The organism is uncultured Polaribacter sp. (genome assembly GCF_947497125.1).
In the GTDB taxonomy this organism is placed as follows: Bacteria; Bacteroidota; Bacteroidia; order Flavobacteriales; family Flavobacteriaceae; genus Polaribacter.
Genome location: NZ_CANMFI010000001.1, coordinates 626,145 through 646,557, shown reverse-complemented (window position 1 = coordinate 646,557; position 20,413 = coordinate 626,145). Strand labels below are relative to the sequence as shown.

Below are 20,413 nucleotides of genomic sequence, written 5' to 3'. Positions count from 1 at the left end.
GGAAATAATATCAGCTAATTTACATCTTTTTTATAATTTTAAGATACGAAGTACTCTCTTTCTTAAAAATTTTTATCAATTCTAATATTTTGTCTTCTTTGTGAAGTTCTTCAATTCCTAACGGATTGCAATATTCTAAAAAATGAAAATAGTTGTCTACAGGAATTTTTAGGGTATCAAAAAAGAAATCTTCGCCAAGCTCGTTTAGTATTTTAGTAGGAAATGCTTTTTTACGAGCCAATTTTTTTCGAAGTGCCCATAAACGTTCAGAGTATTTAAAAGGAATTACAGCGGCTGCACCTGCACCAACAAACTTGGCGGTGGGGTCTGTTTCTGCTATTTGAGGTCGTACTCTTTTGTCTATATAATCATCTGCTTCGGCTCTTTTCATGTTTACATCAGAAAAATCCATGGTGTTTTTTAACAAAGAATCTCTTTTGTTTTTTGGGACTTGTTTTAAATCGATGCCTAAACGACCAACTAAATTGTGTTTTTTTAAATCAAAGGCATCTAAAACGTAGGTAGTAGATTGCAACTGAATGTTAATCGCTCTATTTTTAAGATGTTTTTCTTTAATACGGACTTTAACTACAGCATGCTGAATTGTAGAAATTTGTATCGTATCTCCTTTAAAAACAGTAATTTTAAAAGAGCCATCATCTGCAGAAGAGGTTCCTTGTTTTGTATTTAAATTAATAATGTTTGCGTTTTTAACCACGCCAATAGAATCTGTTATTTTACCAGACAACATTACGATATTTTTTTGCGCAAAAACAGTGCATACCATTGTAAAAGCAAATAAAAATAATAGTTGTTTTTTTAACATTTCTATATGTTAGTTGTTGGTTAAAAGTAATTTTTCATCTGTTACTTTTTTTGGAAATAGTTTACTTTCACTAATTAATATTTTAGTCAGTTTTAACGAATTGTCCTTTTTAAAAATACGTATAATATTTTTATCGAGGCAGTCATTTAAAAATAGATTAATGTATTCTTTTTTTATTTTTAAATCAACTACAAAAAAACTATCTGTAAAAAATGTTCTAATTTTTTGAATTTCGATGTCTTCTAAAGACATTTTTTTAAGCTGCTTTGTTCTCTTATTATTTCCGTTTAAGCTGTTTATTAAATTGTCTAAACTTACTACCGCGCCCGATTTAAATTTTAAAATATTTTTTTCTTTTTCGGCAACACTTTCTGCATACGGTAAGTTTAAAGTTTTTGCATTTACTACTGGGCCATTGTAGGTAATAATTTCTGGATCTTGATAAAAAATACTTCTCTTTTTTTCTAAAACAAATTCGTTTAAAATTTCAGTTTTTTCATCTAAATATACTGTTATTTCACCTTGAAGTATTGTTTTATTTGTAATGATAATATCTTTGTTTTCTAGGTTTATGTGTGAAAAAAATAAAGTATCACCAACTTTAACTGTAATGTTAAATAAACCATTATTATCGGTAATGGTTCCTTTGTGTTGTTGTTTGTTTACAACATGTATTTCTTTTGCAATGCTATCTTTAAGTATTATTTTTCCTAAAATTAGCATGTTTTTTTCTTGGGCGTTTAGAAAGTAAATATTGACTAATAAAATTAAAAATATAGCAGTTTTTTTCATTGATACAAAGAAAGAAAATGTGCTTCTTAAATCTTTATTAACAGAATAATAAACTTGTGTTAAATTCTAGGAATATAAATTGTTATTTTTGAAGTATGAAAAAAATGATTCTCGCAAGCACGTCAACAATATATAATAGTGGGTATTTAGATTATTTGTTGCCTACTTTAAAAATTCACTTTAAAGATGTAAAACAGCTTTTGTTTATTCCGTATGCTAGAGCAAGTGGTAAAACTTATACAGCATATACTGCTATTGTAAAAGCGGCATTTGCTAGCATTGGTATAACGGTAAAAGGAATTCATGAATTTGAGAATCCTAAAAAAGCCATTTTAGAAGCAGAAGCTATTTTTACAGGAGGAGGAAACACTTTTGAGCTAGTAAATCAGCTCTATAAAAAGGATGTTTTATCAACCTTAAAACAAGCTTTAGAAAACGGGACACCTTATTTAGGAACCAGTGCAGGTAGCAATATTTGTGGGGTAACAATGATGAATACTAATGATATGCCGATTGTGTATCCGCCTAGTTTTAATACGTTAAATGTAATTCCGTTTAATATTAACGCTCATTATTTAGATCCGCTTCTAGGATCTACGCATATGGGGGAAACTCGAGAAACAAGAATAAAAGAGTACCATGTTTTTAATAGTATTCCGGTTTTAGGTTTGCGAGAAGGAAGTTGGTTAACTGTTGATAATGACAAAATTATTTTAAATGGAAAACATACCGCAAGATTATTTAAACAAGATAAATTGCCTATTGAACTTGAAAGCGGGGTAGCGGTAGAAATTTAAATTTATTGTGAAGTGAGAAGTGTTGAAGATGTGAAAAGTTTAAAAGTTTAAAAGTTTAAAAGTTGAAAGGTTTAAAAGTGTAAAAGTGTAAAAGTGTAAAAAAAGTTATAATCCTTTGAGAATTCCTAACTATTTTTTTTCTTCCACTAACCACTAATACTTCACGTAATCTACAATTTCTAAACCATAGCCAATCATTCCTACACGCTTTGTCTGTTGTGTGTTTGTAATTAAATTTAGTTTGCTAATTTTAAGATCATGTAAAATTTGCGCTCCAATACCAAAATCTTTATTGTCCATACCAATTGCAGGAGCTTTCATTTCGCCATTTGATTGGTTTTCTTTTAATAAATTTAACCTACTTAATAAGTTTTGAGATTGGTTTTGCTGGTTGATAAACAAAATAGCTCCTTTTTCTTCTTTATTAATTACTTGAAACATTTGATCTAACTTGGCATCTGCATTATTTGTTAACGTGCCAAGAATATCATTGTTTACAAGAGTTGAATTTACTCTTGTTAAGATCGCTTCGTCTTTAGACCAAGTTCCTTTAGTAAGAGCTAAATGTACTTGGTTATTTGTGGTTTGCTGGTATGCTCTTACTCTAAACTCACCAAAACGTGTCTGTAAATTAAAATCTTCTTTCTTTTCAATTAAAGAATCATGTTCCATTCTATAGGCAACCAAGTCTTCTATAGAAACTATTTTAATGTCGAATTTTTTAGCAACTTCTAAAAGTTCTGGTAGGCGAGCCATGGTGCCATCTTCATTCATAATTTCTACAATAACACCTGCTGGCTGTAAACCTGCTAAACGTGCAAAATCTATGGCAGCTTCTGTGTGGCCGGTTCTTCTTAAAACACCACCTTCTTTTGCCTTTAAAGGAAAAATATGACCTGGTCTTGCTAAATCGAATGGTTTGGTGTTTTTTTCAACTAATGCCTTAATGGTTAATGCCCTATCGGTAGCAGAAATGCCTGTAGTAACACCTTTGCCTCGTAAATCTACAGAAACTGTAAAAGCGGTTTCCATAGGGTCGGTATTATTATTTACCATCATGCCTAACTCTAACTCTTTACATCTTTTTTCGGTTAATGGTGCGCAAATTAAACCACGACCATGTGTCGCCATAAAATTAATCATATCTGGAGTTACCATTTCAGCTGCAGCTAAAAAGTCGCCTTCATTTTCTCTGTTTTCATCATCTACAACAATAATTACTTTACCGTTTTTAATGTCTTCAATTGCTTCTGAAATTGAGTTTAATTGCGAGTTACTTTTAGTGTTTGTCATGTAAATTAGGCGTCTTTTTTTGTAAATATTTTTGTAAAGAAATTTCGTACAGGTTGTATTAGGGTATCAATATTAAAAAGCCCTTTGTCTTTTGTAGCTCTGCGTGTTAATAATATACCAACAGGTATCATAATAAAAGCGGCAATCCAAGAACCCAAAAAGGCCGAAATAGAGCTTTCTTCTGCTAAGTTTTTTCCAAAGGTATTGCCAAAGAAATAGGTAACATATACAGCAATAGCTAGTATCATTGGTAATCCAAAACCACCTTTTCTAATAATAGAACCCAAAGGAGCACCAATAAAAAACAGAAACAAACAAGATAATGATAATGATATTCTGTTGTAATATTCGGTATCAAAAAAGTTAAGGTTTTTACGTTTCCATTTGATAGAAACAATATTGTCTTTTATAGAGCTTAAAGCTCTAGATGCTTTTGTAGAAGCCGCATTTAATACTGTAATTTTACCTTGTAAATCGAAATTATTTAAAACAATACTATCTGTTTTATGGTCTTTTAAACTGTCCGGATATTTGTATAATTTATTTGCCAATGTTGTGGCATAAATATTCTTAGATTTTAAAAGCAACGTTTCATCATAATTTGCTTTTAAATTAGGAATGGTATCTTTAAGTTGATTTAGACTAAGCATCATAAAATTTTTAGTGTGCTTGGTTTCATCTAAACCTTTATCACCAGAAATGTCAGAAATATCAATATTAAATTCATATTCTTTAAAAGTAGCATTAGAGGCTGCCATCTTTTTTCTTTTGATAGCTGTGGTGGCAGATTTTACATGTTCTTCATAATAATAACCATCGTATAAAATAAAGGTCATGTAACGGCTACCTTCTTCAGAAATAATTTTTCCTCTTTCTGCAGTAATTACTTTCTGATTTCCTTTATTACCAGATAAATCATAAATCAGAACTTTTTTAAGTAAGTTTTTTTCTTCACCATATTTTTCTTCAAACTTAATTTGAAAGCCAGTTAAATCGCCATTAAAACTACCAGGTACTAATGCCATGGCAGGTTTTTTCTTTTTTATGTTTAAGTATAAATTCTTTTGTTTTAAGACCGCGTAAGGATAAACGTTGTTTAAAAATAAAAAATTAATACCGCTTAATAAGAGGGTTAAAAATACCAAAGGTCTTACCAGTCTTTGTAGAGAAATTCCGGCAGATTTTGCCGCAGCAAATTCATAATTCTCCCCTAAATTACCCAATGCCATAATAGAAGATAATAACACGCCAATTGGCAGTGCTTGCGGGGTAATTATTAAGGTAGAGTAATATAAAAATTTTAAGATAAAAGGCAGGCTAATTCCTTTACCAGCAATGCTTTCGAAAGTTTGCCATAAGAGTTGCATTACCAAAACAAATAGCACAATTAGAAACGTAGCTATAAAAGGAACTAAAAATGTTTTTAGGATGTATCTGTCTAAAATTTTCATCTTTTGCAAAAATAGCTTCTTAAGATGACAGTTGCTATTATTTTTCTATTAATTGCAGAACTTTAGTCTATGGTAAAGTTTAATTTTTTAAATTTTTCTTGATCGAAGAAGAAAAAATTTTGTGGTAACTGTTGGTTGCTTTTAAATTCGTTAATTGTAAACGTTGTTTTCGAACCATTAGAACCCGTTTGTAATAGTTTGTAAATATGCTTTGTTTTTGCATCAATAGCCAATTCTACTTTTACAATATCAGAATTACTATTGATAGGATTTAAAGTTACAAACTGTATTTTTCTGCCATTAACGTTCGTTAAATTACCCATACTAAAAGTATAGCCTTCTTTATAAAAAGTAAGTAGTTTAGAAGGGTAGATAAAACCATCATCTCCGCTCATATCGCCGTCATTAATGGTAATTTCTTTTTCATCATTGTTAATTACATACAATTTTTTACCATCAAAAATAAATTGATTACCCAAATAGTTTAAATTGTATTTTTCTCCTTGTAAAGCTATTTTACCTCTTATAGCAGGTTCATCCCCAGCCATAATACCAGCATCTTCGTTACTTAATGTTTGACTAAAATTAATAGTCATATTGTTGTATGCACTCATTTTTAGAGAAACTTCATCTAACAGGTTTTTTGCTTCTTCTGAGTTTTGAGAAAAACTGATTGTCGTAAAAATGAACATTAAAAATAAGATTCCTATTTTTTTCATATTAGGTTGTTTTTAGCACTTTTTAAATAGTGATTATATATTTTTTTCGTTTTCTAATAATTGTTCTAAAGCAACAAAATCGGCCACCAATACTTGTCTAGCCTTACTGCCTTCAAAACCACCAACAATACCAGCAGCTTCTAATTGATCGATTAATCTACCAGCCCTGTTGTAGCCTAATTTTAATTTTCTTTGTAATAAAGAGGCAGATCCTTGTTGTGCTGTTACAATAATTTCTGCAGCTTCTTTAAAAAGCTTATCTCTATCGGCAATGTCTATATCAATACTTGTGCCACTTTCATCATCTACATATTCTGGTAATAAATATGCTTCTGAATATGCTTTCTGCGAGCCAATAAAATCGGTAATTTTTTCTACTTCTGGTGTGTCAACAAAGGCACATTGTATTCTATTTAGGTTGTTACCAGCAGTGTATAATAAATCTCCTCTACCAATTAATTGGTCTGCGCCACCAGCATCTAATATGGTTCTAGAGTCTATTTTAGAGGTTACTCTAAAGGCTATTCTTGCAGGGAAATTGGCTTTAATAATACCTGTAATTACGTTTACAGAAGGTCTTTGCGTTGCCACAATTAAATGAATACCAATGGCTCTTGCAAGTTGTGCTAATCTGGCAATCGGTGTTTCTACTTCTTTACCAGCAGTCATAATTAAATCTGCAAATTCATCAATAACCAAAACAATATAAGGTAGGTGTTGATGACCATCATTGGGGTTTAATTTACGTTGTTTAAACTTTTGATTGTATTCTTTTATATTTCTAACCATTGCCGCTTTAAGCAAATCGTATCTATTGTCCATTTCAATACACAAAGAGTTTAATGTATGAACCACTTTGGTTGTATCTGTAATAATTGCGTCTTCTACATCTGGTAATTTAGCAAGATAATGTCGCTCAATTTTATTGAACAAAGTTAATTCTACTTTCTTCGGATCTACCAATATAAACTTTACTTCTGCAGGGTGTCTTTTGTATAGGAGTGATGTTAATACGGCGTTTAAACCAACAGATTTTCCTTGTCCTGTTGCACCTGCCATTAATAAATGCGGCATTTTAGCTAGATCTACAACAAAAGTTTCGTTAGAGATTGTTTTTCCTAATGCAATGGGCAGTTCCATAGTAGATTCTTGAAATTTCTTTGAAGAAATAACAGAGTGCATAGAAACGATGGTCGATTTTTTATTAGGAACCTCGATACCAATGGTGCCTTTACCTGGTATTGGTGCAATAATTCTAATACCTAAAGCAGATAAAGAAAGTGCTATATCATCTTCTAAATTTTTAATTTTAGAAATTCTAATTCCTGCTTCTGGTACAATTTCATACAATGTAATTGTTGGACCAACAGTTGCTTTAATTTCTGCAATACCAATTTTGTAGTTTTTTAAAGTTTCTACAATTCTATCTTTGTTAGCCTCTAGTTCTTCTGGATCAATAGATATTGAATCATTGTACTGTTTTAAAAGGTTGAAAGTAGGAAACTTAAAATTACTTAATTCTAATGTTGGGTCAAATTCTCCAAAATCTTTTACTAGTTGATTTGATAAATTCTCAGTAGAATGCTCTTCGTCTCGACCGATAGCAACATCGATCTCTACATCGATAACTGATTCTTCTTTATCAGCAATAGTTGTTTTTAACGTAGGTGTTATTTCTTTTTCAACCTTTAAAGTAATCTCTTCTTTTGGGGTATTTACCTCAGAGTGTTTGCTTATCGTTGGTTGTAGGTTTTTTACAGAAAGTGCAACACTAGATTTTTCTTTTTCATCGGTAGCTGAAACATTATTTTCAGAGGTGTTTTCTTCTTCTTTTAAACTAATGTTATTAGTTGTTTCTTCTGTATTTTCTGTATGAGTGTTTTCTTTAGGAGCAGCGTTTTTTCTTTCTTCTCTTTTTTGTTTTAGTTTTTCTAAGTAAACATCAAAATTTACTTTGTACCTTGTTACTAAGTAGGTGATAAAAAAGAAACCTAATAGAATTATTAAACCAGTTTTGCCTATAAAAGTTTGTAAATATTCATTTATTTCAAAACCAATAACTCCAGATAATAAAGCATTGTTGCTTCTACTAAAACCAAGAGTAACAGCTACCCAAAGTAATGCTACAAGACTCCAGTTCCAAGAGATTATATGTTTAGATATTTTCTTTTTTAAAAAGATAAACAGACCACTAACAAATAGTTGAAATGCAATTATAAAAGCCCCTAAACCGAAGCCTTTATATATAAAAAAATGACTAAGACTCGCACCAATTTTACCCAATAAGTTATTGCTACGAACATTTTTATTAGTTAATTGAGTTAATGTGCTTTGGTCTTCTTGCCAATTAAAAAAGAATGAAACAAAGGCAATGCATAAAAAGATAGAAAACAATAGTAAGAAGGTACCTAATATTGTTTGTGCTTGTCTTGTTTTCAAAGAAGAAAAAAAACTAGGTTTATTCTCTAAAGAATTAATTGTTTTTTTTGTGCTTTGTTTCCTTTTAATCATTTTATGTAAGATCTTTTTTGTGTAAACCTGAATTAACTAAATAATACCACTAGTTTAGATTTGTATATAAAAACGCATATAATTAATGCGGTAAATGCTGCAAAACTTGGCGCTCCAGCAGCAATATCTTTAATAAAGCCAATTTTTTCGTGGTATTCTGGGTGTATAAAATCTGCAATTTTTTCAATAGCAGTATTTAATGCTTCTGCTACTAAAACTAGCCCAATTGCAAAAAATTGAAACATCCATTCTGTGGTACTAATATCAAAATATAAACCAATTAAAGTTGCTAAAACTGCAATAAATAATTGTGCTTTAATACTATCTTCTGTAGTAATTAATAGCCACATACCCTTTAAAGCAAATTTAAAACTACGCAATCTACCTTTTAAAAATCCATCTTTGGGGTTTTTCATAGATTAAATAGCGTTTAAAGCATCGGTATAATTAGGTTCTTCTGTAATTTCTAATACTTGTTCTGTGTGTTTAACAACACCTTCTTTGTTAATTACAACAATTGCTCTAGAATGCAAATGAGCCAAAGGACCATTTTTAATTTCTAGTTGATATGTTTTGCCAAAATTACCATCAGCAAAATCAGATAGCATACTTACATTTTTAATGCCTTCTGCACCACAAAAACGAGCTTGAGCAAAAGGTAAATCTTTAGAGATACAAATAACAACAGTATCTTTTAAGGAGGCTGCTTTTTTGTTAAACTCTCTTACAGAACTTGCACAAGTAGCAGTGTCTACACTCGGAAAAATATTTAGTATGATATTTTTATTCGAATAGTCAGAAAGTGTTTTGTGAGATAAATCTACTGCTGTCAATTTAAAATCGGGTGCTTTTTTGCCTATTTCTGGTAGTAGACCAATTGTATCAATTGCATTTCCTTTTAACGTAATATTTGCCATTTGTAGAGTTTTTTATAAAAGTCAAAAATAACTTTTTTTCTTGAAAAAAGTTGAATCTTTTAATTGAAACTTTAAATTGCATCTCGATTAAGAACTTTAAACAGAAGTAGTATCTTCGCAGTCTGAAAAATGAATAGCTAAAAGTGAATATTTCTAAATATACATCAGAATTTAAATATAACTGGAAACTTGCTGCACCGGTAATGCTTGGTATGCTTGGGCATACTTTTGTGAGTTTTATAGACAATATAATGGTAGGTCAAATAGGAACTGCCGAATTGGCTGCGGTTTCTTTAGGGAACAGTTTTATGTTTATTGCCATGTCTATTGGTATTGGTTTTTCTACGGCTATAACTCCTTTAATTGCAGAAGCAGATGCCTCTAATAATTTAAAACAAGCAAGATCTACCTATAAAAGTGGTTTGTTTTTATGTACTACTTTAGGAATTGCACTTTTTTTAGGTGTCTATTTCTGTAAACCGTTAATGCATTTAATGAATCAGCCAGAAGAGGTTGTTACTTTGGCAATTCCGTATTTAGATTTGGTAGCATTTTCATTAATTCCCTTGGTTATTTTTCAGGCAATTAAACAGTTTAGCGACGGAATGTCGATGACCAAATACCCAATGTATGCCACATTATTAGCGAATATTGTAAATATTGTACTGAATTATATTTTAATTTTTGGAAAATTCGGTTTTCCAGAATTAGGTATTGTTGGTGCTGCATACGGTACACTAGCTTCTAGGGTTATTATGGTTGTTTATTTATGGTTGCTATTACGTTTTAAAGAGCGTTCTGCTAAAATTGTAAAAAATATAGAGTCTTTTGTGGTCGATTTTTTGATGATAAAAAAAATAATCAATTTAGGGTCTTTAAGTGCGATGCAAATGTTTTTTGAAGTAGCAATTTTTACAGCAGCCATTTGGTTAAGTGGTTTGTTAGGTAAAAACCCGCAGGCTGCAAACCAAATTGCCTTAAATTTATCTTCTATGACATTTATGGTTGCCATGGGATTAAGTGTGGCTTCTATGATTAGAGTTGGCAACCAAAAAGGGTTGCAAAATTATAGTGAGTTGCGTAGAATTGCTTTTTCTATTTTTCTATTGGGGGTTATTTTAGCAACTTTATTTGCTCTTGTTTTCTTTATATTTCACGAGTTTTTACCAAATATTTATGTAGATTTAAGTGATGTAGAAAACTATAAAGACAATATGGAAGTGCTTTCTATTGCATCAAACTTACTTTTAGCTGCAGCATTTTTTCAGATATCAGACAGTATTCAGGTAGTTGTATTAGGTGCTTTAAGAGGTTTGCAAGATGTAAAAATACCAACGATACTTACTTTTATTTCTTATTGGATTGTTGGTTTTCCGGTTTCTTACTTTTTAGGAAAAGAAGATATGTATGGTAGTTTTGGTATTTGGCTAGGTTTGCTAGCAGGTTTAACAACTGCTTCGGTTTTATTATTTATAAGATTTAATAAGTTAACTTTAAAGTTGATAAAAGAAAAACAAAATTAAAGTGAAATTATCTACTCGAGTGCAGTCGAGAGATACATAAAAAGTATAATTTTAATAATAGTTATCGACTGCGCTCGAACAGATAAAAGACAACAAATGGATTTACCTAAATTTTTATTAGCAGACAACAGTAATTTTCCGGATGATATTTTTGTGTTGCACACAGAATTTCCTCGATTTTTAATCAATTTAAAAGATGATGAAGTAGAATGGTTCGAAGATTTAACGGGTGAGCGTGAAGAAGATATTGCAACCGAATTAGCCGATTTAATGGATAAAGCTGGTGCGTTTTATGATGCAGAAATGCAAGGTTTAGAGTAAGATTATAATCTTCTTACTCTTGTTCAATATTTCTATAATTCCCTTTTTAAAAGGGTTTATTAGTTCTTGATTAAACAACATGTTACTGAAAACAAAAAGCTCTCTAAAATTAGAGAGCTTTTGCATTTTATAAAGGTATTTGTAAAAGTGTTTTTTACTTTACATCCATTAATTCTACATCAAAAATTAATGTTGCATTTGGCGGTATAACACCACCAGCACCAGCTGCACCATAAGCCAAATCAGAAGGAATTACAAAACGAGCTTTATCGCCAACTTGTAATAATTGTATACCTTCATCCCAACCAGATATAACTTGACCAACGCCTACATTAAAATCTATAGGTTGTTTTCTTTTGTATGAAGAATCAAATACAGTACCGTCTAATAATTGACCTTTGTAGTGTACAGATACTCCTGCACCTTTTGTAGCTTTTTTTCCGGTACCTTTTTGTAAAATTTGGTAACGTAAACCGCTTTCAGTTTCATCATAACCAGCAGCTACACTATCTAATAATTCTTTTTGTTTTGCTTTTTCTTCTGCTTCACGTTTTTCTCTAGATCCTTCAAAAGTTCTAAAAGATTCTACAGCATTAAAAGCTTCGGCATCTGCACCAACTCTAATGATTTCTACAGAAGTTAGTTCATCGCCTTGTGCTATCGAGTCTACTACATCTTGCCCTTCTATAACACTTCCAAAAACAGTGTGTTTACCATCTAACCATGGAGTAGGAACGTGGGTAATGTAAAACTGACTTCCGTTGGTTGCAGGACCAGAATTGGCCATTGCTAATTTACCAGGAACATCGTGCTTTAAGTCTGGGTGAAATTCATCATCAAACTTGTAACCTGGGTTACCAGTTCCGGTTCCTTGTGGGCATCCTCCTTGAATCATAAAATCGGGTATAACTCTATGAAACTTTAGTCCGTTATAATAAGGTGTTCCTTGTTCTTTTACGGCATTTTCTAGATTACCTTCTGTTAAAGCGATAAAGTTACCAACTGTACCTGGTGTTTTTTCGTGCTCTAATTGTACTAAAATAGCACCTTTTGGGGTTGTGAATTTTGCGTAGATTCCGTTATTCATTGTATTCGTTTAATTTTATTTACTCGAGCGCAGTCGAGATGTTTTATTCATTTTATTAGTTCTCGACTGCGCTCGAACTTGGATTACTGTAATCTTGAGTTTTAGATCAAGATTGTTTTTATTGATAAGCTTCTGAAAAAAATCAGAATAAATTATTTTTTTGCATTTAAAATAGACAACCCGTAAGAGATTCCTATGTTTAGGTTTGTAGAATTTACATTGCCAAACGGAGACCACATTTGACCGCCAGAGGCCATCAAAGAAAAATCGTCATTTAAATGATAATTAATACCCACTGTATGTCTTAGTAGCACGCCTTCGCCAGAATCTACTCTTCCGCCACCGGCAACACCAACTGCCGCTTCTGCAAATAATGATAATCTGTTGTTTGCAAAAGTATTGGTTTTTATTCCTAATCCAAAAACTCCATGAGCATATCCGCCAGATTCGCCTTCATAAGCAAAAGAGGCTTCACCTGCCACATATATTCGTTTGTTTAGACTATAGTTAACTTTTAGAGCAATTAATTGTAGATTACTTGGTGGTATGCCAAATTTAGCAACATCAAAATAGGTTTGATTTTGAACACCTACTTGAATGCCTTGTGTCTTAAATTTTTTAATTCTTTCTTTTGTGAAAGGATGTGTTGTACCACCGCTTAAACCGTAATATTTTAAGCTAAAACCAGCGGTGTAGGCTTCAAAGGTTCCGCCAATTGCTCTGTGATAGCCAACATGTGCACTAAGTCCGAATTTTTTTGTAATTCTTACATCTGCGCCAACACTTGGGTACATTGTTAAACCACCTTCTGGATAAATTCGTCCACCAGCGGCACCGATACCAAATTTACCAAATAAGTTTACATATTTAGTTTCTACTACATTTTTTCCAACACCAAAAAACAGGTCCATAAAACCAGCAGTTAATCCGCCATACATAGCATCTAAATGAACATAGGCAAAGGTATTGCTTGTAAGGTATCTTTGGTATTCAAAACCTAATAGAGATAATGTGTTGTTAATAGGTTTGTATTGTGGTGTTGTACTTGCATCTGTTCTAGACATTCCCATCGGAAAAAAGTAATCAAATGTTAATTGTTGAACACTTTTTACAGCAGGTTTGTTCCAAGTTTCTTCTTTGGATACTTGTTTTTCTGAGATTGTTTTTTGTGCCTCTTTATAGTTTGCTTTTCTTAAATTAGTAGGTATTTCAATAAAAAAAGAAACGTTGTCATTTTTTTGAATTCCTGTAAAAAAGTCAACATAACCATATTGAACTCCAAAAGAATACCCTTTCTTTTTAAATTGCAAGCCTATATTTGGGTAAATAATTCCGCCGCCGTTTACCAAGCTTCTGTAACCGCCTCCGCCACCAAAGTGGAGGTTTGCATCAAAAAAAAGATTTTTATAGATTGCTTTGTTAACGCCAAGGTTAACTCCTAAAGTAAAAAGACCACCTTGATCTCCAGTAATTGCGGTATGAAACCCCAGACCAGTATACAGCCAATCGTTTAAAGGTATGTTGTAGTTTAAACCAACAAAACCCATGGTAGGTTTTAAGTTGTAAGAAACCTCATTTACGGGTTGGTGCACCAATATATAGTTTAACCGAATAGCATTTTGTAATTCTAGCCCTTTTAAATTAAAGGAAGTATCGTCTTGACTATAACCGATAGTCGTGCACAAAATAAGAAGAAAGTAAGCAATTTTTTTCATCAACTTAATTTTTAAACTCACTTGTAAAATGCAATTTCACTGAAGGGTATTTACTTTGTGTCATTTGTATGGTAAAAGCAGAATCTGCCAAAAACACTAACTGACCCTGTTTGTCTTTAGCTAAATAACGTTGTTTTACACGTTTAAACTCTTTAAACTCCTCATTTTTTATGTCTTGAGGCTCTACCCAGCATGCTTTGTGAACACTCAAGTTTTCATAGGTACATTTTGCACCATATTCATGTTCTAAACGGTATTGTATAACTTCATATTGCAAAGCACCTACAGTACCTATTACTTTACGACCATTCATATCTAAGGTAAATAATTGAGCAACACCTTCATCCATTAACTGATCTAAACCTTTGTAAAGTTGTTTAGATTTCATTGGGTCTGCGTTGTTAACATACCTAAAGTGTTCTGGCGAAAAACTAGGAATACCTTTAAAGTTTAATTCTTCTCCTTCGGTTAAGGTGTCTCCAATTTTAAAGTTACCAGTATCATGAATACCAACAATGTCGCCAGGAAAAGATTCGTCTACAATTTCTTTTTTCTCTGCAAAAAACGCATTCGGACTCGAGAATTTTACCTTCTTACCATTTCTAACATGCAAGTAGGGTGCGTTTCTTTTAAAAGTACCCGATACTATTTTGATAAATGCCAAACGATCTCTGTGTTTGGGATCCATATTGGCATGAATTTTAAAGACAAAACCTGTTAATTTGGTTTCTTTAGAATCTACCAGACGCTCTTCAGCTTTTTTAGGTTGAGGTGATGGTGCAATTTCGATAAAAGCATCTAACAGTTCTTTTACACCAAAATTATTTAATGCAGACCCGAAAAATACAGGTTGTAAATTTCCCTCTAAATATTCTTGATGATTAAAGTCTGGATACACTTCGCTTATCAGTTCTATTTCTTCTCGTAAGGTTTCTGCAGCGTTATTACCAACTATTTTGTCTAATTCTGGGTTTGATAAGTCATTAAACTGAACTCCGTCTGAAATAGTTGTTTTATTATCACCAGAAAAAAGATTTAGTTTCTTTTCCCAAATGTTATAAATGCCTTTAAAATCATAGCCCATTCCGATTGGGAAACTCATAGGAGTAACACGCAAGCCTAGTTTTTGTTCTACTTCATCTAATAAATCAAAAGCATCTTTACCTTCTCTGTCTAATTTATTGATAAAAACCAGCATTGGTATGCTACGCATTCTACAAACTTCTACCAGTTTTTCGGTTTGCGGTTCTACACCTTTGGCAACATCAATTACAACAATAACACTATCTACGGCTGTTAAAGTTCTAAAAGTATCTTCGGCAAAATCTTTGTGCCCAGGTGTATCTAAAATATTAATTTTTTTGTCTTTGTAAATAAAAGCCAATACAGAAGTAGCTACAGAAATACCACGCTGACGTTCAATTTCCATAAAATCGGATGTAGCTCCTTTTTTAATTTTATTATTTTTAACAGCGCCTGCTTCTTGTATGGCGCCACCAAAAAGTAATAATTTTTCTGTTAAGGTTGTTTTACCAGCATCTGGATGCGATATGATACCAAATGTTCTTCTACGTGCTATTTCTTTTAAAAAACTCATCTACAAAATTTGAGGTGCAAAGATAGGTTTTATTCTATAATTTCAATGGTCATTTTCACGTCGTTTACAGGCCATTCATCAACCCCAACTTTTACTTTAGAAATCTTATTAATAGTGCTAAAACCTTCAATTACTTGTCCGAATACGGTATGTTCATTATCTAGGTGATGAGATCCGCCTTTTTGTTGTACAATATAAAATTCAAAAGGGCTAGATAGTTTGTCGTCATTATTCTCATATTCTCTTGCTGCAGCTAGCGCCCCAAAAACATGTTTTCTGTTTTTTATAAATTCAGGTTTTAAAAGGTAGTTACCGTATTTTCTTCGTTCTTTCTGAGTGTACATTTCATCAGAATTACCACCTTGTATTACAAAGTTTTTTGCAATTCTATAAAATACGGTAGTGTTAAAGTATTTAATTTTGGTTAAGAAAATAAAATTAGCTCTATGCATTGGTACATCTTCAAATAAGCGAATTTTTATGTTGCCAAAATCGGTTTTAATTAAGACCAATGTCTCTGGGTTTTGTTTCCCAAATTCAGTTAAAAAGGCTTCTGTATTGTGTCTATTTAAACTATCCCAAGCTTTTTCAATAGGTTTTTTTAATTGCTTTTTTTTCTGATTTATGTTTTTAGATGTAGTGGTGTTTGCTTGTTTTTCTTTGCATTGAAAAAGCATTGCTATTGCAATTAAAAAAAATAAAATACGGGTATTTTTCATGAAAAGGATTAAGAGTAAAAGAGTGCAAATATAAAATATCAAAATAAAACGGCATAGAAACCATATTTTTTATTGAATTATGAGCTATTAAACACCTAATTTCTTATTTTTGCTACTATGGAAGAACAAGTAGTTTTAGTTGATGAAAAAGACAATCCGATTGGTTTAATGCCAAAAATGGAAGCACATGAAAAGGCGGTTTTACATAGAGCTTTTTCAGTATTTGTATTTAATAAGAAAGGAGAGTTAATGCTACAGCAAAGAGCTGCAAGTAAATACCATTCGCCATTATTATGGACAAATACTTGTTGTTCTCATCAGCGAGATGGTGAAACAAATTTACAAGCAGGTAAAAGAAGATTGCAAGAAGAAATGGGCTTTGTAACATCGCTTAAAGAACTATTTTCTTTCATCTACAAAGCACCATTTGATAATGGCTTAACAGAGCACGAATTAGACCACGTTATGGTTGGTTATTTTGAAGACTCGCCAATAGTAAATAAAGAAGAGGTAGAAGATTTTAAGTGGATGAAATTATCTGATGTTCAATTAGATATAGAAAATAATCCGCAAGAGTATACCGCTTGGTTTAAAATTATATTTAAAGAATCGTACCATAAAATTGAAGCTCATTTACAATCAGAAAACAATTAATTATCAATAGTTTAATTTAAAAATATGCCAAAAGTAACAGTTCATAGAAAAGCACATTTTAATGCCGCCCATCGGTTGTATAGAAAAGATTGGTCTGATGAAAAAAATACCGCTGTTTTTGGTAAGTGTAGCAACCCAAACTTTCATGGTCATAACTATGATTTAGAGGTTTCTGTAACCGGAGAAATTGACAAAGAGACTGGTTTTGTAATGGACTTATCAATTTTAAGAAAATTAATAAAAGAAGAGGTAGAAGAAGCATTTGATCATAAAAACTTAAATGTAGAAGTAGCTGAATTTAAAGAAGTAAACCCTACAGCAGAAAATATTTCTGTAGTTATTTATGATAAATTAAGAACTAAAATTAATAGAAATTTAGACCTGTCTATTAAATTATATGAAACCCCTCGAAATTTTGTAACTTATTCTGGAAACTAATTTGAAAATACATCAGCTTATAAAATTCACCCCAATTTTAAAAGAAAAGATTTGGGGAGGTAAAAAGCTTACAACAATCTTACATAAAGTATCTAACAAAGAAGCAATTGGAGAAAGTTGGGAGATTTCTGATGTTAAAAATGAGGTGTCTGTTGTTAGTAACGGAGGCTTAAAAGGAGCCACTTTAACTAGTTTAATATCCGATTATAAATCTGATTTAATGGGGGTAAAAGTTTACAACCATTTTAGAGATAATTTTCCGCTTTTAATAAAATTTATAGATGCCAAAGAGGCGCTAAGTATACAACTGCATCCAAACGATGCTTTGGCCAAACAGAGACATAATTCATTTGGTAAAACAGAAATGTGGTATGTAATGCAAGCAGATGAAAAAGCGAATTTAATTGCTGGTTTTAATAAGCAAATATCACCAAAAGAATATGTAGATCATTTAAAAAATAAAACACTAACAACAGTTTTAAATTTTGATGAGGTAAAAAAAGGCGATGTTTATTTTATTCCGTCTGGAAGAGTTCATTCAATAGGAGCAGGAGTAATGCTAGCAGAAATTCAACAAACAAGTGATGTTACATATCGCATATACGACTGGGATAGGCAAGACTCAAAAGGTGTTTCTAGAGAATTACATACAGAAGATGCTTTAGATGCAATTGATTTTAGCGTTAAAAATCCTTATAAAACTGACTATTCTAAGAGGCAAAATACGGTTTCAGAAGTTGTTACATGCCCATATTTTACAACAAATATCTTACCGATAGAAGGTTCTGTAGCATTAAATCATTCACAGAAAGATAGTTTTGTAATTTACATGTGTGTAGAAGGTTGTGTTGAGTTTCAGTATAAAAATCAAATAGAAAAATTACAAATAGGAGAAACTATTTTAGTGCCTAACTGTATCAATCATCTTACAATTACTTCAAAAGAAACTTCCGTTCTTTTAGAGGTTTACATTCAATAAATACTATGAAAATAATTGCAATGATACCGGCACGTTACAGTGCAAGCCGTTTTCCGGGAAAACTAATGAAAGACTTAGGTGGTAAACCTGTTATTTTAAGAACCTATGAAGCTGCCTTAAAAACAAATTTATTTGATGATGTTTATATTGTTACAGATTCAGATATTATTTTTAAGACCATTAAAGAGGTTGGTGGTAAGGTAATTATGAGTGTTAAAGAGCACGAATGTGGTTCTGATAGAATTGCAGAAGCAGTAGAAAATATTGCGGCAGACATTGTTGTTAATGTGCAAGGAGATGAACCTTTTATAGACACTGTTTCTTTATCGAAACTGGTAGCAGTTTTTAAAGAAGATATTGATCAAAAAGTTGATTTGGCATCATTAAAAGTTGCAATTACTAACAAAGAGGATATAGAAAACCCTAACAACGTAAAAGTAATTACAGATGTTAATAATTTGGCAATCTATTTTTCTAGAAGCGTAATCCCATTTCATAGGGCAACAGATGTAAACGTTAAATATTACAAGCATAAAGGTGTTTATGCGTTTAGAAAACAAGCCCTTTTAGATTTTTATAATACACCAATGACACCCTTAGAAGCCGCTGAAAAAATAGAGGCAATTAGGTATCAAGAAATTGGTAAAAAAATTATGATGGTAGAAACAGATGTAGAAGCTGTTGGGATAGATACGCCAGAAGACCTAGAAAAAGCAATCCAGTTTTTAAATAAATAATATGAAGTTAATTGATAGTAAAATAAAGGTAATAGCTTTTGATGCAGATGACACACTTTGGGTTAATGAAACTTATTTTAGAGATGCAGAAAACGAATTTGCAAAGCTATTAGCGAATTACGAAACTGAAAATAAAATTCATCAAGAGTTATATAAAAAAGAAATTAAAAACCTGCCTGTTTATGGATATGGAATTAAAGGTTTTGTACTTTCTATGATAGAATGTGCATTAGAAATTTCTAACAATCAGGTGTCTCCAAAAATAATAGAGCAAATTGTAACTATTGGAAAACAAATGCTTGCGAAACCTATTGAATTGATTGACGGGGTTGAGCAAGTTTTAAAAGAACTTTCTTCTAATTATAAATTAATTGTTGCTACAAAAGGAGATCTACTAGATCAAGAAAAAAAGTTAGAGAAGTCTAATTTAAGTGATTATTTTCATCATATAGAAGTGATGAGTGATAAGAAAGTGAAAGATTATTTAAAGTTGATAAAACATTTAGACATTCATCCATCAGAATTATTAATGATAGGTAATTCTTTAAAGTCTGATATTTTACCTTTAATAGAAATAGGCGCTACTGCAATACATGTTCCTTTTCATACAACTTGGGCGCATGAAGAGGTTAACGATAATGAAAAAGCAGCTAGTACCTACAAAACAATAAGTAGTATTAAAGAAATGGTGTCAAGCTTATGAGGTATTTAGATATAGAAAACTGGAATAGAAAACAACAGTTTAATCATTTTAAGAGTTTACAAAATCCTTATTTTGGTGTAACTGTTACTGTTGATGTAACCAAGGCTTATCATACATCAAAAGAAACAAAACAATCATTTTTTTTATTGTATTTACATGCTTGCTTAAAAGCTTTAAATGCTATTGAAAACTTTAAATATAGGTTGCAAGAAGACAAAGTTGTTATTTGTGATGTAATACATGCATCTGCAACGATTGCACGAAAAGACAATACTTTTGGATTTTCTTTTATCAACTTTTCGGAAGATTTTGAAACATTCAATCAAAATTTTTTAGATGAAAAAGAACGAATTTTAAATTCTACCGAATTATTTCCGCCAGTAAATGCCAATAATTGCATTTATTGTTCTGCTTTACCGTGGTTTACTTTTACAAGTCAAATAGAGCCAGTTTCTGGATTAAAAAATGAGAGTGTGCCTAAGCTATCTTTTGGAAAAACATTTACAGAAAACGAAAAAATTAAAATGCCTGTAGCTATCTCTGTCAATCATGCTTTGGTAGATGGTTATCATGTTGGGTTATTTTTTGAAGAATATCAGAAACAATTAGATAAAAAGACCTAAATTTGCAACAT

Annotated in this window: 21 protein-coding genes; 9 read left to right on the top strand and 12 right to left on the bottom strand. The window is 31.5% G+C overall.

The window, feature by feature from the left end; genetic code table 11:
- Window positions 1-19: 19 nt before the first annotated feature.
- Entirely contained in the window at window positions 20-787 is a 768-nt protein-coding gene (locus Q0678_RS02920; protein WP_299053602.1) for a hypothetical protein, read from the bottom strand.
- 48 nt (window positions 788-835) lie between these two features.
- Window positions 836-1,549, bottom strand: coding sequence for a hypothetical protein (locus tag Q0678_RS02915; protein WP_299053599.1), 714 nt, complete (start codon window positions 1,547-1,549; stop codon window positions 836-838).
- A 164-nt stretch (window positions 1,550-1,713) separates the two neighbouring features.
- Between Q0678_RS02915 and pepE the strand changes: the two genes are divergently transcribed.
- On the top strand, window positions 1,714-2,415 hold the full coding sequence (gene pepE / locus Q0678_RS02910) for a dipeptidase PepE (RefSeq protein ID WP_299053596.1): 702 nt from the start codon (window positions 1,714-1,716) through the stop codon (window positions 2,413-2,415).
- Between the two features lie 153 nt (window positions 2,416-2,568).
- Here the strand turns inward: pepE and ribB are convergent, their stop codons facing one another.
- From ribB to tpx, 6 genes are all read right to left on the bottom strand, one after another.
- A complete protein-coding gene (gene ribB / locus Q0678_RS02905; protein WP_299053593.1) occupies window positions 2,569-3,708 on the bottom strand; it encodes a 3,4-dihydroxy-2-butanone-4-phosphate synthase in 1,140 nt (379 codons plus the stop codon).
- Between the two features lie 5 nt (window positions 3,709-3,713).
- Window positions 3,714-5,159: an LptF/LptG family permease gene (locus Q0678_RS02900; protein ID WP_299053590.1), complete on the bottom strand. Its 1,446-nt coding sequence runs from the start codon at window positions 5,157-5,159 to the stop codon at window positions 3,714-3,716.
- Between the two features lie 62 nt (window positions 5,160-5,221).
- Window positions 5,222-5,878 (bottom strand): outer membrane lipoprotein carrier protein LolA, encoded by a 657-nt coding sequence (locus tag Q0678_RS02895; protein ID WP_299053587.1) that lies wholly within the window; start codon window positions 5,876-5,878, stop codon window positions 5,222-5,224.
- A gap of 33 nt (window positions 5,879-5,911) precedes the next feature.
- A complete protein-coding gene (locus Q0678_RS02890) occupies window positions 5,912-8,389 on the bottom strand; it encodes a DNA translocase FtsK (protein WP_299053584.1) in 2,478 nt (825 codons plus the stop codon).
- Window positions 8,390-8,421: 32 nt separating this feature from the next.
- Window positions 8,422-8,805 (bottom strand): diacylglycerol kinase family protein, encoded by a 384-nt coding sequence (locus tag Q0678_RS02885; RefSeq protein WP_299053581.1) that lies wholly within the window; start codon window positions 8,803-8,805, stop codon window positions 8,422-8,424.
- Between the two features lie 3 nt (window positions 8,806-8,808).
- Entirely contained in the window at window positions 8,809-9,306 is a 498-nt protein-coding gene (tpx, locus tag Q0678_RS02880) for a thiol peroxidase (protein WP_299053579.1), read from the bottom strand.
- 143 nt (window positions 9,307-9,449) lie between these two features.
- Here tpx and Q0678_RS02875 point away from each other — a divergent pair, with 143 nt between their 5' ends.
- On the top strand, window positions 9,450-10,829 hold the full coding sequence (locus Q0678_RS02875; protein WP_299053577.1) for an MATE family efflux transporter: 1,380 nt from the start codon (window positions 9,450-9,452) through the stop codon (window positions 10,827-10,829).
- A gap of 96 nt (window positions 10,830-10,925) precedes the next feature.
- Complete coding sequence (locus Q0678_RS02870) at window positions 10,926-11,150, top strand: hypothetical protein (RefSeq protein ID WP_299053575.1); 225 nt, start codon at window positions 10,926-10,928, stop codon at window positions 11,148-11,150.
- A gap of 154 nt (window positions 11,151-11,304) precedes the next feature.
- Here the strand turns inward: Q0678_RS02870 and Q0678_RS02865 are convergent, their stop codons facing one another.
- The 4 genes from Q0678_RS02865 to Q0678_RS02850 all read right to left on the bottom strand — a co-directional run bounded on the left by Q0678_RS02865 (window position 11,305) and on the right by Q0678_RS02850 (window position 16,268).
- Window positions 11,305-12,237, bottom strand: coding sequence for a peptidylprolyl isomerase (locus tag Q0678_RS02865; protein ID WP_299053573.1), 933 nt, complete (start codon window positions 12,235-12,237; stop codon window positions 11,305-11,307).
- Between the two features lie 152 nt (window positions 12,238-12,389).
- Complete coding sequence (locus tag Q0678_RS02860; protein WP_299053571.1) at window positions 12,390-13,952, bottom strand: hypothetical protein; 1,563 nt, start codon at window positions 13,950-13,952, stop codon at window positions 12,390-12,392.
- 4 nt (window positions 13,953-13,956) lie between these two features.
- The gene (locus Q0678_RS02855; RefSeq protein WP_299053568.1) at window positions 13,957-15,549 is read right to left on the bottom strand and encodes a peptide chain release factor 3; all 1,593 of its coding nucleotides are present in this window, start codon (window positions 15,547-15,549) and stop codon (window positions 13,957-13,959) included.
- 29 nt (window positions 15,550-15,578) lie between these two features.
- Window positions 15,579-16,268, bottom strand: coding sequence for a peptidylprolyl isomerase (locus tag Q0678_RS02850; protein ID WP_299053566.1), 690 nt, complete (start codon window positions 16,266-16,268; stop codon window positions 15,579-15,581).
- 117 nt (window positions 16,269-16,385) lie between these two features.
- Here Q0678_RS02850 and idi point away from each other — a divergent pair, with 117 nt between their 5' ends.
- Genes idi through Q0678_RS02820 form a run of 6 tightly spaced genes read left to right on the top strand, consistent with a single transcriptional unit; the run spans window position 16,386 to window position 20,402 of the window.
- Complete coding sequence (gene idi / locus Q0678_RS02845) at window positions 16,386-16,922, top strand: isopentenyl-diphosphate Delta-isomerase (protein ID WP_299053564.1); 537 nt, start codon at window positions 16,386-16,388, stop codon at window positions 16,920-16,922.
- 24 nt (window positions 16,923-16,946) lie between these two features.
- A complete protein-coding gene (locus tag Q0678_RS02840; RefSeq protein ID WP_299053560.1) occupies window positions 16,947-17,360 on the top strand; it encodes a 6-carboxytetrahydropterin synthase in 414 nt (137 codons plus the stop codon).
- Between the two features lies 1 nt (window position 17,361).
- Window positions 17,362-18,339 (top strand): type I phosphomannose isomerase catalytic subunit, encoded by a 978-nt coding sequence (locus Q0678_RS02835; RefSeq protein ID WP_299053558.1) that lies wholly within the window; start codon window positions 17,362-17,364, stop codon window positions 18,337-18,339.
- A gap of 5 nt (window positions 18,340-18,344) precedes the next feature.
- Complete coding sequence (gene kdsB, locus Q0678_RS02830) at window positions 18,345-19,076, top strand: 3-deoxy-manno-octulosonate cytidylyltransferase (RefSeq protein WP_299053555.1); 732 nt, start codon at window positions 18,345-18,347, stop codon at window positions 19,074-19,076.
- A gap of 1 nt (window position 19,077) precedes the next feature.
- Window positions 19,078-19,779 (top strand): HAD family hydrolase, encoded by a 702-nt coding sequence (locus Q0678_RS02825; RefSeq protein ID WP_299053553.1) that lies wholly within the window; start codon window positions 19,078-19,080, stop codon window positions 19,777-19,779.
- A complete protein-coding gene (locus tag Q0678_RS02820; RefSeq protein WP_299053551.1) occupies window positions 19,776-20,402 on the top strand; it encodes a chloramphenicol acetyltransferase in 627 nt (208 codons plus the stop codon). The genes Q0678_RS02825 and Q0678_RS02820 overlap by 4 nt, the downstream gene beginning before the upstream one ends.
- Window positions 20,403-20,413: the final 11 nt, after the last annotated feature.